The 16,721-nt window shown below is 42.7% G+C and carries 16 protein-coding genes; 11 read left to right on the top strand and 5 right to left on the bottom strand.

All coding sequences use genetic code 11. The annotated features are described in order from the left end of the window. Positions 1 to 141: 141 nt before the first annotated feature. Complete coding sequence (locus tag AB4153_RS15375; protein WP_371998056.1) at positions 142 to 690, bottom strand: DUF2937 family protein; 549 nt, start codon at positions 688 to 690, stop codon at positions 142 to 144. A 216-nt stretch (positions 691 to 906) separates the two neighbouring features. On the opposite strand from AB4153_RS15375, the gene AB4153_RS15370 reads away from it, so the two are divergent. After that, on the top strand, positions 907 to 1,245 hold the full coding sequence (locus tag AB4153_RS15370) for a hypothetical protein (RefSeq protein WP_102528635.1): 339 nt from the start codon (positions 907 to 909) through the stop codon (positions 1,243 to 1,245). Positions 1,246 to 1,318: 73 nt separating this feature from the next. Here AB4153_RS15370 and AB4153_RS15365 read toward each other — a convergent pair whose 3' ends face one another. Further along, entirely contained in the window at positions 1,319 to 2,245 is a 927-nt protein-coding gene (locus tag AB4153_RS15365; protein WP_229372691.1) for a permease, read from the bottom strand. A gap of 112 nt (positions 2,246 to 2,357) precedes the next feature. On the opposite strand from AB4153_RS15365, the gene AB4153_RS15360 reads away from it, so the two are divergent. Further along, entirely contained in the window at positions 2,358 to 2,669 is a 312-nt protein-coding gene (locus AB4153_RS15360; protein ID WP_102528633.1) for a helix-turn-helix transcriptional regulator, read from the top strand. Further along, a complete protein-coding gene (locus AB4153_RS15355) occupies positions 2,627 to 3,508 on the top strand; it encodes a helix-turn-helix domain-containing protein (RefSeq protein WP_371998055.1) in 882 nt (293 codons plus the stop codon). The genes AB4153_RS15360 and AB4153_RS15355 overlap by 43 nt, the downstream gene beginning before the upstream one ends. Positions 3,509 to 3,626: 118 nt before the next feature. On the opposite strand, the gene hutZ is transcribed toward AB4153_RS15355, so the two are convergent. The 3 genes from hutZ to AB4153_RS15340 all read right to left on the bottom strand — a co-directional run bounded on the left by hutZ (position 3,627) and on the right by AB4153_RS15340 (position 6,903). Further along, complete coding sequence (gene hutZ / locus AB4153_RS15350; RefSeq protein WP_102528631.1) at positions 3,627 to 4,169, bottom strand: heme utilization protein HutZ; 543 nt, start codon at positions 4,167 to 4,169, stop codon at positions 3,627 to 3,629. Positions 4,170 to 4,199: 30 nt separating this feature from the next. Then, positions 4,200 to 4,709: a heme utilization cystosolic carrier protein HutX gene (hutX, locus tag AB4153_RS15345; protein WP_371998054.1), complete on the bottom strand. Its 510-nt coding sequence runs from the start codon at positions 4,707 to 4,709 to the stop codon at positions 4,200 to 4,202. 157 nt (positions 4,710 to 4,866) lie between these two features. After that, entirely contained in the window at positions 4,867 to 6,903 is a 2,037-nt protein-coding gene (locus tag AB4153_RS15340; RefSeq protein ID WP_371998053.1) for a TonB-dependent hemoglobin/transferrin/lactoferrin family receptor, read from the bottom strand. 364 nt (positions 6,904 to 7,267) lie between these two features. Here AB4153_RS15340 and AB4153_RS15335 point away from each other — a divergent pair, with 364 nt between their 5' ends. The 8 genes from AB4153_RS15335 to AB4153_RS15300 all read left to right on the top strand — a co-directional run bounded on the left by AB4153_RS15335 (position 7,268) and on the right by AB4153_RS15300 (position 16,528). Beyond that, entirely contained in the window at positions 7,268 to 8,032 is a 765-nt protein-coding gene (locus tag AB4153_RS15335) for a TonB family protein (protein ID WP_371998052.1), read from the top strand. A 21-nt stretch (positions 8,033 to 8,053) separates the two neighbouring features. Further along, positions 8,054 to 8,851, top strand: a complete 798-nt coding sequence (locus tag AB4153_RS15330; RefSeq protein WP_371998051.1) for a MotA/TolQ/ExbB proton channel family protein — start codon at positions 8,054 to 8,056, stop codon at positions 8,849 to 8,851. Next, on the top strand, positions 8,848 to 9,270 hold the full coding sequence (locus AB4153_RS15325; protein WP_371998050.1) for an ExbD/TolR family protein: 423 nt from the start codon (positions 8,848 to 8,850) through the stop codon (positions 9,268 to 9,270). Before AB4153_RS15330 ends, AB4153_RS15325 begins: the two co-directional genes overlap by 4 nt. 60 nt (positions 9,271 to 9,330) lie before the next feature. Further along, positions 9,331 to 10,233 carry a hemin ABC transporter substrate-binding protein gene (locus AB4153_RS15320; protein ID WP_371998049.1) on the top strand — a complete coding sequence of 301 codons (903 nt, stop codon included), beginning with the start codon at positions 9,331 to 9,333 and terminating at the stop codon, positions 10,231 to 10,233. Between the two features lie 65 nt (positions 10,234 to 10,298). Beyond that, positions 10,299 to 11,315 (top strand): iron ABC transporter permease, encoded by a 1,017-nt coding sequence (locus AB4153_RS15315; RefSeq protein ID WP_102528624.1) that lies wholly within the window; start codon positions 10,299 to 10,301, stop codon positions 11,313 to 11,315. Between the two features lie 130 nt (positions 11,316 to 11,445). Continuing rightward, entirely contained in the window at positions 11,446 to 12,273 is an 828-nt protein-coding gene (locus AB4153_RS15310; protein WP_371998074.1) for a heme ABC transporter ATP-binding protein, read from the top strand. Between the two features lie 93 nt (positions 12,274 to 12,366). Next, complete coding sequence (locus tag AB4153_RS15305) at positions 12,367 to 14,235, top strand: ABC transporter ATP-binding protein (RefSeq protein WP_371998048.1); 1,869 nt, start codon at positions 12,367 to 12,369, stop codon at positions 14,233 to 14,235. Between the two features lie 421 nt (positions 14,236 to 14,656). Next, complete coding sequence (locus tag AB4153_RS15300) at positions 14,657 to 16,528, top strand: methyl-accepting chemotaxis protein (RefSeq protein ID WP_371998047.1); 1,872 nt, start codon at positions 14,657 to 14,659, stop codon at positions 16,526 to 16,528. Positions 16,529 to 16,721 lie beyond the last annotated feature (193 nt).

The raw sequence follows: 16,721 nt of genomic DNA, 5'->3' as shown, positions 1-16,721 counted from the left end.
GAACTGCTAATTAGTTAAGCGCTAGCATAAAGCGAAATGGCCATCACAAACACCGAGGGTTTGTATGGTTAATGACAGTCACAATGAAAATAACAGTTAATATAACAATCATAATGACCAGATTAAAAGTCATTGAATGGGTTAGTCGTGCTCAGATTTAAGGGCTGGTTGCCCTTTCGGTTTTAGGGCTCGATAAGCATGTTTACAACCTTTGCCACAACCCACTAAACATAGTTCACAGATTAACGACAGTAGAAAACCCAATACTAATCCGATAGCAATTGCCCGCGTATCTAGCATGATTGTATGGCTAAAGTTATTCCATACTTCTTGCCTAATATCTTCCATTGGCTCAAAAGCCACTTGTTCAAAGCCACTGTAAGCCGTTTGATTAAACTGATTCAGTGCGCCATTGAGCAATTGATAGCGTTGATAAATCGCTTCAATACTGTCGCCGCCGGCATTAATCACTTGATCTGGGTTTTGCTGATAGTGGCTAATTAACTTTTGGATATCGCCCGCAAAAAATCGGTCGGCATCGCGCTGAAATTCATCCAGGCTGAGCTTGGCTTCTTGGGTATGGGCTTGAAGTCGCTGACCATATTGATCGACAAATGCAGGCACTTGCACTCCAAGCAGTACACCACTGACAAATAATATCAGCCGTAAATACTCCATGATTGATTTCATCAATGTTTCCCGTTATTCAAGACAAAGTGTTAATTGGTTATTTACTCTCACTTAATCGATAGTTCAATCGCTGGTTCAATCGCTGGTTCAATCACCCAATCAATGCTGCTATCTTTAAATGATGATGCAAGTTCTACTAAGATGAATCAGTGACTGACTTTATCTTAGGTTTCATTTCTTACCATCAATATGGACATTACATTAAAGGATTAATACATGAAAGCCGCGATTATTTTACCCCTATTACTATTGTCGTTATCAATAGCGCCCTCGAGCAATGCTGCCACTATCAGCCCTGAACAAATGAATCTCATGATTGATATGTCGGTCAATCAAATGAAAGCAGAAGGTGAATTTGCCAATATGGCCAGTTGCACCAATCAGTCAGAAGCCAAGGTTGAATCGGTGTTTCGCTCAGTGATGCGAACTTGCGTAGAAAAACATATGCAAGATGAAGATGATGAGAAAACCACAGCCTGTTTAGTCGAAAACTTTTCCGGAGAATTGGGCGTTTCAGCCGAGACGTTTACCGCTTGCTCAGAGCAAAGCGAATAAAAAATGAGCAAAAAAGAGTAAAGCACTCAACACGGCGATTAACCTGTGTTGAGTGCTTTATCATAAAATGAGCTTAAAAAATAAACTGATACAACAAGCCTGCACCAATCGCCATCGCTATAATGACCACTAAAAACGCCGCAATCATTTGATTTTTAAATATTGATTTAAGCAAGATGACTTCAGTTAAGCTGGCTCCTGCACTGCCAATAATCAGCGCCATTACCGCACCTAGTCCCATCCCTTTTGCTGCTAATGCAGCGCTTAATGGAATTACCGCTTCAGCTCGGATGTATAAAGGAATACCAATGACCGCAGCTACAGGAATGGCAAATGGGTTATCTTCGCTAGCAAAACTGGCCACAAACTCGGTTGGCATAAAACCATAGATTAATGAGCCAATCGCAATACCGCCTAATAAGTACGGTAAAACGGTTTTAAAATCTGCCCATGTGCTGTTCCATACTTTGCGCCATTTACTGACTTCTTTAGCTTTACCACCACATCCACTGCCACAACCTTTTGACTCAGGGGCTATATAGGCTTCAGGTTTCACATATTTCTCAAAGCCAAGTTTTTCAAGGGTGTAGCCAGCAATAACTGATACGCCCATTGCCATCACAAAGTAAAACAGAGTCACTTTAAGACCAAATGTCACCGCAAATAAACCAATGATAATTGGGTTTAGCAAAGGACTTGCAAACAAGAACACCATCATGGTGCCAAACCCTGCTTTTGCTCTTAATAGCCCTTTTAAAAAAGGGATGGTCGAGCAAGAGCAGAACGGGGTTATTGCGCCCAGAAAACCAGCGACAATGTAACCACGGCCGCCTTTACTACTCAAGATACGTTGTATTTTTGTCGGTGGAATGTATAGCTGCAATACGCCGACAAAATAGCTGATCGCCAAAAATAAAATGGTTAGCTCAACGGCTAAGAACATAAACATGTCGAGGGTTTCCATGAGCATATCCATATTGATGAAGTTAGAATCAAACATCATTTACACCTAATTAACTATATTTCTAGAATAATCGAAATATATTCCTTTAAACTGGATAGATCAATATATTTCTAGTATTATCGAAATATAATTTACAAAAGGTATGGTTATGGAAATTGAGACTATCGCTAAAGCATTGAAAGAACTGGGTCATCCAACACGGCTTACCATTTATAATAAAGTGGTTCGCGCGGGTTATCAGGGCATTGCTGTCGGTGGATTACAGGAGTCTTTAGCTATTCCTGGTTCGACGTTATCTCACCACATCTCTAGTTTGGCCTCTGCAGGCTTGATTTCGCAGCGACGTGAAGGCCGTACTTTATTTTGCGTTGCCGAATTTGAGCAACTCGAATCTGTGATTGGCTTTTTACAAAACGAATGTTGCGCAGACGAGGCTTGTACGCCAAAGGTTACCGCATGAAAGGCTGGGTGATCCCGCCGAATAATGACATTGTCTCGCATTTTGTTGAATGCTATTGGTTTATTAAAACCCATAAAGATGATGACGGCATCGATCTCCCAAAGCTTAACCCCGATACCTGTGGCCACTTAATTATCACGCCTAAATCGCAAGCGTATGACTATCGTTCAGAAGCCACGACCACTCAGGGCAAAGGCAGTCATTGGTTATTTCCCTATAACAAAACCTACACGATGGATCATAGTGAACCTATGACCTTACTAGGCGTAAAGTTTCATGCTGGCGCCTTATACGGCTTAAACCTTGCGCCAACTGCGCTGCAAATTAATGATATTGCTCAAGTCGATGTCTCAGACATATTTAAGCCACTTTCTCAAAACAAAATCTGTAATATCGAAGGGCTATTATCAGCGGCTGAGTTTCAGCAAACTGAATGTACAGCCCAATTAGATGAGCTGTTACTGCCATGGCTACAAACAGCGAAAGAAGATAAGCACAGCGCATTAGTCAAAAAAGCCTTAGCTTTACCGCAAGCGGTTGCAATTTCAAACATGGGTGACCAACTGCATTGTTCACAGCGCACATTAGAGCGTAGTTTTTTACGGGTTATTGGCATGACATTAAAGCAATGCCAGTCGATTAATAAACTCGATAATCTACTGACTTACTTATCAAAATATCAACAAGATGAGATTGATTGGAGTGATGTTGCGCTGCAATTTGGTTTTAGCGATCAGCCACACTTAATCCGTTATTTAAAAAACGCCATTGGCAATACACCTGGAGAGTACGCTAAACAGCGAGAATTTGTGATTGATATATATGGCAATTTTCAGTAGTCAGCGATAAAACTTCATCGTTAACTCTACATATTAAATTCATTTGAGCATAAAAAAATCCCGCTAATATTGCGGGATTTTGTGCCTTAAGACTCAATGGCCATAAACAAGGTAACCCTTAAGCTTGTTCTGCCACCTGTTTTGGCGTGCCATGGTGACCATCGCGTTTCCAGTCAACATCTAATAGTTCTGCACCAGATAAACTAAATGCCTGACCAAAACCTTTTACGTATAAGCCATGATGCGGGTTTAGCTTGAATAAGTTGAAGTCTTTTAGCGCAGCTAAGTTATCAATCATTTCACCAAAACGAGCCGATAACGCAGCCACGCCTTTAGTAAATGTTTCGCTGTCTCGTGCAACAACTTCAGCCGTTGCATCAAACGTTAATCGTTTACGGGCGAACACACTTTTCGATTCTGATTCATCTTCAACCAACATGACTGAAAGCTTGTCAGAGGCTTGTAGATTAGTGCCATGACGGGCTAATTCACTGACTAAAATGTAAAAGCCATCATCAGCTAAAGCAAAAGGGGCATAACTGGCATTGGGTACACCGTCTGCATCTTGTGTGGCAAGCTGTAAAGTTGAGCGTTGAGCTTTAAATTCTTCAATTTCAGGTAGTAGTTTTTCGCGTAAGCGTTGTTCTTTTTCAGTCGACATCACACATTCCTTTTATTTAATTATTATCAGTTAAGCTGCTGCGGTGATGCTGCCTTTGAGTGCTTGAAAACGCTCAACTTGGCTGCTTAGCAGCACACGCTTTTTATCGCGACCTAAATACACTTTAAATACCACTTCGCCCTGTGCACCAAAGAAGTTGATAGAGTGGCTTTCTGTGCCTCTGAACGGTTTGCTGATTAAAGCAATGGCGCTGATGTCATCTAATTTCAAGTGACCGTGTAGCCCCTCACCTTTAGTGATTAAATTGTAGTAACCGTGGGCATATTTCCCCTTTGGAAAACTACCTTTAAATTCAAAAATACTGCCTGATACTGAGATAATCGTGGTCATGTTGCCCCACTCAGGTAGTGATGTCAGCAGGTTATCTTTTTCTGTTAATGGCAAAAAAGCCAGTTGTTCTGTCGGTAATGCCGTGACCACTTCAAGCTCTGTGATGGATAGCGTTTGTGCCACTTGACCTGGCATCGCTGCTGGGTTTTCGCTTAAGTATTGCTGAATTTGTGCTACTGATACTGTCATGGAATATCTCCAATAATTGATAACCCTAATATGCGACTGGCTAACACTGCAAAAGCCGCTCAAGCACTAATGCTTGAGAGGCTTTTTGAAATAAGGTTGCAGCCATTAAGCCTGCACCCTTTTCTTCAGCGTTATTCACCCGCAAACGGGTAAGGGATTAAAATGAATAGCGCGCTGACAATTTGAAATTCCTGCCTTGTTCATACAAGGTTTGCCACGCTTGGCGATATTCCTCATCACCGATGTTTTCTACTGCAAAGTCGACACGTAAACCTTCAAATGTGCCCATTGCTGGTTCCCAAGCCACATAAACGTCCCACAATTTGTAAGAGTCATATTGCTCAAGGTTGTCTACAGGCAAGTCATCTTGCTCAGCCACATAAGTGAAACGAGTACCAAATTTCATATCGCCTTCCATGATGGATTGCGATAAATCTATGCCCATTTTCTTAGCTGGAATATTTGATAAATACTCATCAGTATTCTTGTCTTTGCCTTCGGTTTGGCCATAGTTAAATGTCACCCGAGTTTGCTTGTAACGGTAACGGGTATTGAATTCAAAACCTGTTAGTTTAGCTTCATCCACATTGTCCCAAGAGGTGGTTTGTTCCAAGCCAGGAATGCCGTATAGCGGGTTAGAAACGCTTTGTTCGATAAAGTCATCAACATCATTTCTGAACACACTTAAGGTAATTGCTAACTCATCATCACCGGCTAAGTCAGCAAAACGCATATCGGCTTTAAGCTCTTTGTTTTGCGCTTTTTCAGCTTGCAAATCTGGGTTGATTTCAAAGGTGTTACACAGACCGTCAGGTAAGAAGCCAGGAATTGAAGGAATACAGTAATGCGTACCTGTTGAGTACATTTCTTCCATGCTTGGTGCGCGGAATGCTTCATCATATCGAGCACTTAAGGTTAACCAGTCTGTGGTGTTCCACACTAGGCCAACAGAAGGCGTAAAGGCATTATCATCTGATGACAGACCTAAGTTATTGCTTTCATTTTCAAAGGTGTCGTAACGAACAGCTACATCTAAGGCAACGGTGTCTGTGAGCTTGATATCTGCTTTCGTAAATGCGCCCCAAACTGTGGTTTCACCATCTATATCATCTGGTCGTTCACCGGCTTGGCCATTGTCGTCACGCACTGTGTTAATCGTATCTTTGTAACCATCAATACCGTAAGTCAGTACAGTGTTGCCAAATGCAGAGCTGTTATTGACACTAAAACCAATGGTTTCAAATTCAGTACTATCAAATTGATCTTTAGTGACACGATCTTCATCGTAATTAGTGCTATTCCAATACACAGTCGCATTTAAATCTAATAACGGATTGTCTGTTGGGTTTAGGCTGTAATCTAAGGTCACGTTTTGATCTTCAGTATTACGCTGCACTAATGGTACTGAGCTGCCAACATGAGTCGATGGGTTACTTGGAACTAATTCATCTGTATCAGAAAAACGTGCAGATAGTTGCAGGCGTTGATCGTCTGTTGGCTCCCAGCCGATTTTAGCTAAACCACTGGTCGCTTCAGATGAGCTGTTTTCAAGGCTTTGATCATTACCAATTTTGATATTGTTGCTGTCGTGGTAGCTACCACTTAACAACCAATCAATGTTGTCAGCTAAACCGTAAAGCGTACCGCTGGTTTTGATTTTATCGCCATTGGTTTCAAAACCTTGCTTGATGTAGCCACCAAACGTATCACCTTCATCTAAAAAATCATGGGCAGACTTGGTGTTTTGTGCGACCACGCCACCAATTGCACCACTGCCCCATAAACTACTGGCAGGGCCACGTACCACTTCGATTGAGCTGAGTAACTCTGGATCCATGAAGTAAGTACCGCGGTGACCAGAATTGGTATTTTGACGTGCGCCATCAATAGTTTGTAATACACGTTGACCACTTAAACCACGAATTTCGACGCCTTGAGATGATGCTCGAGGACCATTCGTCACACTAATATTGGCTTCATTCTTTAGCGCATCAGCGACAGATGAAGGCTGAGACTCTTGCATCTTCTCTTCACTGATCACCGTCACGCTGCGGCTGGAATCTGATACTTTTTCGCTAATACGGGTAGCGGTAACAAGCACTTCATCAAATTCTGTAACGGTTTGGTTTTCTTGTGCGAATACGGTGGTACTAAAAACCATTGCCATTGCTACAACGAGTGGCTTCTTGGTCATTGTTATATCCTCAATAATAAATGCGACTTTTCTGTCGTTCATAGAGAATTAGGTGTGCTACTCACTGTGGTGTTAAAACGCGTAAATCACCAATCAGTAGGAAAAAACATCAGCACAAAGTGTTATCTCTGACGAACTATTTGCCGCACTTTACCTGAGAATAAAACTTAGATCAAATGAAAATCATTATCATTTGCGATCTCATTCAGATTGTTGTACATTCAAATCAATAAAGATAAAGGTAGAACCTAACTATTTGTTATTAATAGCTTTGTAAAGAATGTAAAGATTCAAAGCTAACTAATTGCTTAATTTAGATATGTTCAACATTTGACCACATTGATGTTGTAGAAGACTATTTCAGATGACACCTAAACGATATTTTGCTTTCGGATGTTTAACCATTTTAATCCAAGGAGGGGTGCTCGCCTCTCAAAATAGTGAGCCATCGATTCAGTTATCTGAAGGTGCGGCAATGGGCTCAAATAAAGCTGTCAGTGTCATGATTGCTATGCAAGCAAGTACACAGGCAACAAGTATCGAAAACACTGTAGAAGAAGTGAAAAAACCAGAGCACCTTGCTAAACCTAAATCTGTGGCTAAACCTAAACCTGTGGTTAAACCTAAGCCTGAACCTGAACAAGTGGTTAAAGCTGCTCCTAAAAAGCCTGCAGCAGAGAAAGTCATTACCAAAATTGAACAAGCTAAAACCTCAGTTTCTAAACCTGAAACTTCTAAGCCAGAAACAACTGAGCAGCCACCTGCCGAAGTAACAGAGGTTGCCAGCACTGATGCCAGTGCAACTCACAATCAACAGCAAGTCGACGCTAAACAAGGAGTCACCCAAGAAACAGTTGCCTTACAACAACCGACATTTTCAGCACCACCAGCACAACCTAATTACCCTAAAAAGGCACGTAAACGTGGCTTTGAAGGCACCGCGACAGTGGAAGTCATGTTTAATCAAATTGGTGAGCAACTCTCGCTTACCCTCGTCGATAGTTCAGGTTACAGCCTACTCGATGCAGCAGCTATTAATGCAGTTGAGCAGTGGCAATTTGCCGCGCCATCTCCACAAACAGCTTTTGCTTATACCGTCAGAGTACCTGTGAAGTTCGCTTTAAATTAAGCCTGAATATAGGAAATCAACATGTCTCAACCATTATATCTACAACTGTCAGAGCAGTTAGGTTACTTAACTTGGCCGCTATTTATCTGTGCTTTTTTAGCCTTATTGATCATCCTTGAGCGACTAGCTTTATTAGTGAATGAGCTATTAAAACGGGATGTTTGGCTAACTGAGTTAAGACAACAAACTCGCAGTGCCACTCCCGAACAAAGGCAGCAGCTGATTACCTTATTAAGCAAAGGTCGTAGCATGCTGGCTAAGGGCACGGCACTCTTGCTATCCCACGGTGACCAACCTCGTGCAATGCGCGAAGAAATCTTAAATTTATGGTTACTTAAGCAAAAAGAAAAGCTGCAATCTGGGCTAAAGGTACTGCAGATTATTGGTGTGATCACTCCCCTGCTTGGCCTTTTAGGTACTGTGCTTGGCCTGATTGAAATGTTTAGTCAACTTGGGCTATCTGATGGTCCTGTGACCCCATCGCAACTGGCAACAGGCTTGGGGCTCGCGATGAATACTACGGCGGCAGGTTTAATCATTGCCGTGCCTGCAATCACAATGGCGCACTTACTGACACTTTGGGCCGAGAAACGCTGCAACAGAATTGCCCACGCCCTAAACCAAATGAACCTATGGTTAGACGGCTTTGATCAAGCATTAAACATTGGTTGTGATGCCCCATGTGGCGCCAATGCACCTTGTCTTAAAGGCAATGCTTTAAATCAAAACACCGTTAACACCACTACCGAAGCAACAGCCTCTATTGCTGCGACTGCGGCTGCGACTGCGGCTGCGACTTTAGCGGAGTCAAACAGATGATCAGCGCAGACGGTCAGGCTGGGGCTTCAGCTCAGGTCAATGTAGGAATTGATCTCACCCCGCTCATCGACATCATTTTTATAGTATTAGTATTCCTGTTACTTACAGCCAATACCCAACTGCTGACATTGCCTGTGGATGTACCTACAGAAACAGACTCAAGCTTAACGGCCTTGTCTCAAGAAGAGCATATTTCAATCAATATTTTAACTGATGCGCCCCATTGGGCGTTAGATGCTAAGCAATTCGACAATTTCGACCAATTCGAAGCCGCTTTCATTCAAGTCTTGGATTCGTCACCAAATATCAATGTGGTTGTCGCTGCTGATAAAAATGCCCCTGTTCAGCCATTAATGACGGTATTGGCATTACTTCAGCGACAACAAATCACTAATACCCAAATTTTAATGGAACCCTAAATCATCTTTTATCCATCCATTTAGGAATGTTCCAACGATTTTATTTATTCGGAGTTAATTATGCTTAAGCAATCAATGTTCAATACTAAACACTCATTACTGACTCGCTTGATGACAGCAAGCATGCTGCTTTCAAGTGCCCTACTAAGCCAAAGTGCTATGGCTGAAAATCGCGTTGTAAGTGCGGGCGCAGGCATCACAGAGTTAGTGCTCGCGTTGGATGCCAGTGACGAACTAGTCGGTGTAGATTCAACGAGTCAAATCCCAGACGAGTTAGATTCTGTAGCGAAGTTGGGTTATCACCGCATGTTATCTGCTGAGGGGATTTTAGCTTTATCGCCTACGATCCTATTGGGCTCAGAAGCCATGGGACCTAAAAACACCCTTGAAGTATTAAGCAGTGCCAACGTTGAAGTGGTTTCTTTACCCAGCGCCAATACCAGAACAGAGCTCGTCAGTAACATTGAGCAAATGGGCAAGTTACTTAATCGTGAATCTCAGGCGACTGAGCTAAAACAAAAAATTGATTTGTCCTTTAATCAATTAGATTCAAAACAGCAAAAACTCAATGAACTAGGCGATGCACCAAAGGTGTTATTTTTGCTATTACAACCTGATAGACCTGCACGTGTAGGCGGCAACAATACCGCTGCAGATATCATTATTAACCTGGCTGGCGGACAAAACATTGCGGGTTTTGACGGTTATAAAAGTGTCTCTCAGGAAGGTATTTTAGCGCTACAACCCGATGTGATTCTGATTTCAAACCGCAGCGAGAGTGAATCAAGCGATCCTGTTACTGAATTATTGAAAGCCATGCCATTGCTTGCGCACACCCCAGCAGGTGAACATCAACACATTAAAAACCTGCCATCTCAAGCGTTAATTGGTGGTTTAGGATTAAGTGCCATCACTGCTGCTGATGACCTCGCTAGCGACTTTATTAGCATTAAAAAGCTGTAGCGACATCATGACCATCAAAGTGGTGATGACTTGCGAAATATCAACCCGTTTTATTAGGATTTAACATGGAAAATCAACGTTGGCTTTGGCCCTGTTTACTCACCGCTTTGGTGATAACAAGCCTGTTGTCTGTCAGCATCGGACCATTACAAATTAGCCCGTCCACCAGCTTTAATGCCATGGTGAACTGGGCAACAGGTCAAGAGTTAGCATCAGTGGCTCCCCATGAGCAATTGGTGATTAATAATGTCCGTTTACCGCGGACAATTTTAGCCTTAGCAGTGGGTGCCACACTGGCTCAATGTGGCGCGGTGATGCAGGGATTATTTCGAAACCCACTTGCTGATCCTGGCATTATTGGTGTCTCTTCTGGCGCGGCATTGGGCGCAGCAATTTGTATCGTGCTATTTCCTAATGGCGGTGAATACTTAGTTGCTTTTAGTGCCTTTGTTGCTGGCCTTGCGACGACCTTAATTGTTTATCGTTTAGCCGCAAGTCCAAGTGGCACTTCCGTCGTGCTACTACTCCTATCTGGAGTTGCTGTGGCTGCGCTTGCTGGAGCAGGTATTGGCGTATTGACCTATATGGCCAATGACATGGCGTTAAGAGACTTAACCTTATGGCAAATGGGCTCAGTGGCTGGCGCTCAGTGGCATTACGTCATTTTAAGCTTGGTCGCATTAGCGGTGATAAGTTGGCAATTCAACCAAAGCGCCAAAGCCTTAAATGCTTTATTACTCGGTGAGGCCGAAGCTCGTCATCTTGGTTTGGATGTCGATAAACTCAAACTTAAACTGATTGTACTGTGTGCTATCGGCGTGGGTATTGCAGTGGCTGCAACAGGTATTATTGGCTTTATTGGGTTAGTCGTACCTCATTTAGTCAGAATGATGATTGGCCCAGATCACCGTTTATTGCTGCCATTAAGCGCCATGTTAGGTGCAGCAATGTTAGTGGTCGCCGATATTGGCGCTCGCTCTATTGTTGCCCCTTCTGAATTACCAGTTGGTTTAGTGACGGCACTTTTAGGTGCACCATTCTTTATCATTTTATTACTCAAACAACGTAATAAGTTGGTGTAACATGCTGAGAAATCTCGAATTTAAATCTATGTTTAAAACACCTAAGTCGGCGCCTCAAGTAACAGGTTTAGCACTTGCTGGAGTAAAGCCTGTTGAATTAGCACCTTCAGATAGAAATAGTGCGACTTTTATGCCTAAACAAAAGTCTGCTGGGACTGAAAGTTCAACCTCACGTTCCGCAACTGAAAACTCTGTCGTCAGTATTAATAACCTCTCGGTGCATATTGGCAAAAAACCAGTATTAAATGATATCAATCTTGAGATTATGCCAGGCCAAGTCACTGCATTATTGGGCCCCAATGGCGCGGGTAAATCCACGTTATTGAAAAGCTTGTGCCAAGAAACTGAACTGTCAGCAGGCAGCATCTCCATGCTAGGTAAATCACTCGTTAACTGGAACAGAGCCGAATTAGCCAAGTCATTAGCCGTGTTACCGCAACATGCGTCACTGACCTTTCCATTTAAAGTGCATGAAGTGGTACAAATGGGGTTGTATCCATTATCCATCAGCCAACAGCAAGGACAGGATTTAGTCGATAAGCAATTGCAACAGGTTGCGTTATCTGCACTTAAATACCGCAGTTATCCCACCCTTTCTGGGGGGGAAAAGCAACGAGTGCAATTAGCTCGCGTGCTAACACAATTGGCTCAAGCTGAAAGCACACCGATTTTACTACTCGATGAGCCTACTTCAGCGTTAGATTTAGCCCAACAACACAGAGTACTTGAACTAGCACATACATTAGCCCATGAGCATAACTACTGTGTAGTCGTGGTACTGCACGATTTAAACCAAGCTTGCCGTTATGCAGATAGGTTAGTGGTATTAGAACAAGGCGAAGTCGTCAGTGACGGTAAACCTGCCGAGGCATTAACTGCTGACATCATCGAAAAAGTCTGGCACTACAAACCCACCTTAGTGATCGACCCTAACAGTAAACTGCCTCTGATTTTTTAGCTTTTATTTAAATCATGTTCATCTATATCGACTTCAGCCGTACAAACGGTCTGAGTCGATATTTGGGTGCACGTGTCATTAAGGACATTCGTTTTGGCTCAACAGCATTCGCAAACTTCTTCTAAAACAGAAGCAAAAACACAGCAAGACGCTCAGGATACAGTACAGTCCAGGCTCAATTGGTCTTGGTTAAAGCACAAAATCGTCACGCATAAACGGCAGTTAATTCAAGCCAATTTGATTGCTGTTTTAGCCACACTATTGAGTTTGCCTATCCCTATGTTAATGCCGCTATTAGTGGATGAAGTGCTATTAGGACAAACCGGTTGGTTACTGAATAATTTACAGTCTGTGTTACCTGAAGCTTGGCACCTGCCTGGGGTGTATATCAGTATCGTATTAGTGGCGGTTATCGTACTACGCTTACTGACTATGCTGACGCAAGTGGTACAGGCTCGTGAGTTCACCAAGATTGCTAAACGGATCAGTTTAGCGATTCGTCAGCGAATGTTACTGCAATTACCGCAAATTAAGATGAGTGCATTCGATAAGTACGGCAGTGCAGGTTTAGCTTCACGCTGCATCACAGATGTGGATACCGTTGAACGCTTTGTCAGTGATACCTTATCCCGTTTAATCATCAGTGTGCTCACTATCGTGGCCATTGCCAGTGTCTTGTTATGGCTTAATTGGCAGCTAGGGCTAATGATTATTTTACTCAACCCTTTAGTGATTTACTTTTCATCTCGTTTTGCTGAGCACGTAAAAAGTTTGCGCCGTAAAGAAAATGCCGCCACTGAAGCTTTTCAACAAGCCTTGGTCGATACCGTAGATGCCACCCGTGAATTACGCTTAGCCCAGCAAGAAAAGCATTACTATCAAAAGGTATTTGGATTAGCCACAGATCTAAGCCAGCATGCTATTGCCAATCAATGGAAAACCGATGCGCTCAATAAGCTGAGCTTCACTACATTCTTACTCGGTTTTGAATGCTTTCGCGCCATGGCTATCTTCATGGTATTGATATCAGATCTTACTGTTGGCCAAATTTTCGCAGTTTTCAGTTATCTCTGGTATTTAATGGGGCCGATACAAGAGCTGCTCAATATTCAATATGCCCGTTTTGGGGCGCAGGCATCGATGGAGCGACTCAATCACTTATTGGAATTAGACGTAGAATTAGAAGTAGAACCACGCCAAGAAAAGCCTATTTTATCAAAGTCGGCACTTGAACAAACTTCAGCTATTAGCATTGATTTCAACGCTGTCAGCTTTGGATTTGAACAACAGCCAAACTTATTTCAACAGCTCAACCTTAATCTCAAAGCGAACGAGTCTATAGCTTTACTGGCAATGAGTGGCGGCGGTAAATCCACCTTAATCAATTTATTGTTGGGCTTCTATACGCCGCATTCAGGTCAGATTATGATTAATGGTGAAGACATTCATGACTATGGGATTAATCGTTTTCGCCAGCAAGTCGGCTATGTGCCGCAACATCCCAAATTAATTGCTGGCACCTTACGTGACAATTTAACCTTTGGTATTGAAATGACTGATGAGCAGTTATGGCAAGCACTTGCTCATGCTGAGCTCAGTGATACTGTGTCTCAGTGGCAAGACAAGCTTGATACTGATTTAGGCCGCTCGAATACCCGTTTATCAGGTGGTCAAATGCAGCGGTTAGCCATTGCAAGAATGTGGCTAAGTCAGCCCCAAGTGGTGATTTTAGATGAAGCGACTTCGGCACTCGATGCCGCCACAGAAGCAAAAATACTATCCAATCTGAAGGCGTTTTTACAGCAACGCACTGCGATTATTATCGCTCATAGGTTGAACAACTTGCGCCTAGCAGATCGCATATTCGTATTGGATGATGGCAAGATAACCCAATCAGGCACAGAGCAAAGTCTACAAGCTCAGCCCGGCCTATTTAAACAACTTTATGTGGATGCCAGCTAAACTCGTATGCCTCAGCGTTAATGAACAATATAACGTTGATGAACAATTTACCTGTTCATTAACGCTTTGTTTAACAGATCCACTTTTATCGGTTGGTAAATCTTAGGTTAAATAAATAGGTCTAAGGTTTAACGCTCCCCTCGTTAAAGTTTGACTCCAAGCAGGTCGCTCTACTTTCCAATAAGGTGTTTTCTCGTGCGGCAGTCGATTAGTGAACGATAGTTGATTGCTGATAAAAACAACTTGTTTCCAGTTCGTGTCGCTTTCGTTACCCACGTGTATCATTTGTTCGTTTTACCACCAATTTGCTATCAAATCGTACTGGGTTATGCCATTATCCGCCGCCACTCAGTTAGATGAATAAGTTACATGACCTCATCACTGTATTGGCTTTTACTCACTGAACATTACCTTGGTTAATATGATCTCTAATTCGTTAAAGCAGAAAATTCTCGCCCCTGTACTGATTGCCCTTTCGATGGTAATTGCATTGCTATCTTGGCTGAGTTATTCGAACCAAAAGGATCTCTTGCTTAAATCCAACCTTGAGCAAGTTCAGCGATTGAGTGCCCAACAAGCTGAGCGGATCAGTGAATGGCTAGCGGCTCGTGAGGATATTATTAATGCCCTTGGTGAAAAACTAGACAGCCAACCGTTAGATGCATTACAGCAAGCCCAAATATCAGGCCGATTTGAAGGTACTTATTTTGGTACGGATAGAGGTGAGATGTTTGAAGATGATCCAACAATAGAACATACCGATTTTGATCCACGCACGCGTCCTTGGTACCAAGAAGCTGTTAGCAAGCAACAAATGATCCTGACCAAACCCTATTTAGATGTCGCATATAACATCTTGGTTGTCACCTTAGCTAAACCTATATTAAATGGTGTTGTCGGTGGAGACTTGTCAATCGATAGCCTAGTTGACGATGTGAATCGTATGACACTGCCTTCTAATGGTTTTGCCATCATGATGCATAAAGACGGTACCGTCATCGCTTATAAAGATGCCAGTAAAGCCATGGGACACATTAGCGCTATTGATAGCGATCTCGACTACAAATTATTAAATCAACAACGTAAAACTGACCAACTGACCCCAATTCATTTTGCTCCTGAAGATCGTGATAAATTAGTTTGGTCAGAAGATATCCCTAATACAGATTGGGAATTGATTTTAGTCTTAGATAAAGACACCCTTGAAGCGCCTTTAAGCTCATTATTAATGACACAACTCGGCATTTCAGCACTGGTATTGTTAATCAGTATGGCATTGATTTCATGGTTAATTAGTCAACTCTTAGCACCACTATCACGGGTATCACAAGCATTGGCTCGCATTGCTGATGGTAACGGTGACTTAACTCAACGCATTGAAATAGAGTCGAAAGATGAAGTAGGCACCCTTGCAGATAGCTTTAACCGATTTGTAAGCAGTCAGCACCAATTGATTTCTCAAATCCGTGGACTAGCACAGAAACTTGATAAAGAGGCCGATGAAAGCCTTGCTAACACCCATTTAACTGAGAAAGAACTGCAAGTGCAACAGCAAGAAGTCACTATGGTTGCCACTGCAGTGACTGAAATGGCCAGTGCCACTCAAGAAATTGCCGGTAATGCAGAAAGCACAGCAACGGCCGCCCAGCAATCGAGTAACAGTAGCCAGCAAGGTCAAAGTTTGGTTGATAATACCCGACAATCAATCAACTTACTGGCGAACGAAGTCACTCAAGCAACTGATGTGATTGGCGAGCTGAGCCGTCATGCCAATGCTATTACAAGTATCCTTTCTACCATTCAGGGTATTGCAGAACAAACTAACTTACTGGCACTGAATGCAGCAATTGAAGCAGCGCGAGCCGGCGATCAAGGTCGTGGCTTTGCAGTAGTGGCTGATGAAGTGCGCGTATTGTCTCGCCGCACCCAAGATTCAGCGCAAGAAATTTATGAAACCATTGAAACCTTGCAGCAAACGACATCGAGTGCAGTAACATTAATGCAGAGCAGCCAAGCATTAGCTGGCAATAGTGTTAATGACGCAACTGAAGCCGCTATCGCCATTGAAGAAATCACTCAAGCAGTAGTGCTAATTTCAGATATGGCTAGCCAAATTGCAACCGCTGCAGAAGAGCAAACTCAGGTGACTAACGAAATTACCCAAAATACGGTTGCGATTAAAGACGTCACTGATGATATAACCCAAGCGGCAGAAATCAGTGTTCAAAAAGCAAAAGACTTAAAAGTGCAGGCAAAATCATTAAATGATTTAGTAGCGACATTCATTCTGTAGCTCTCGCAAAGCAAACTTGTATAGAAAGCTTGTAAAGAAAGCCGTATAGAGAGTCAGTATCGATAGCTAGAATTAAAGTCCATAAAAAGCCCTATAACATTTAAAGATGCTATGGGGCTTATTTGTGCTGAATCTTGGTCACTTTTGGTCAAGATTCAGGTGAAGCTAATAGCATTTCACTATTTCACTATTT

Source organism: Shewanella sp. 10N.286.52.E4 (assembly GCF_041468785.1).
In the GTDB taxonomy this organism is placed as follows: Bacteria; Pseudomonadota; Gammaproteobacteria; order Enterobacterales; family Shewanellaceae; genus Shewanella; species Shewanella electrodiphila.
This window is presented reverse-complemented; position numbering and strand designations above follow the sequence as displayed.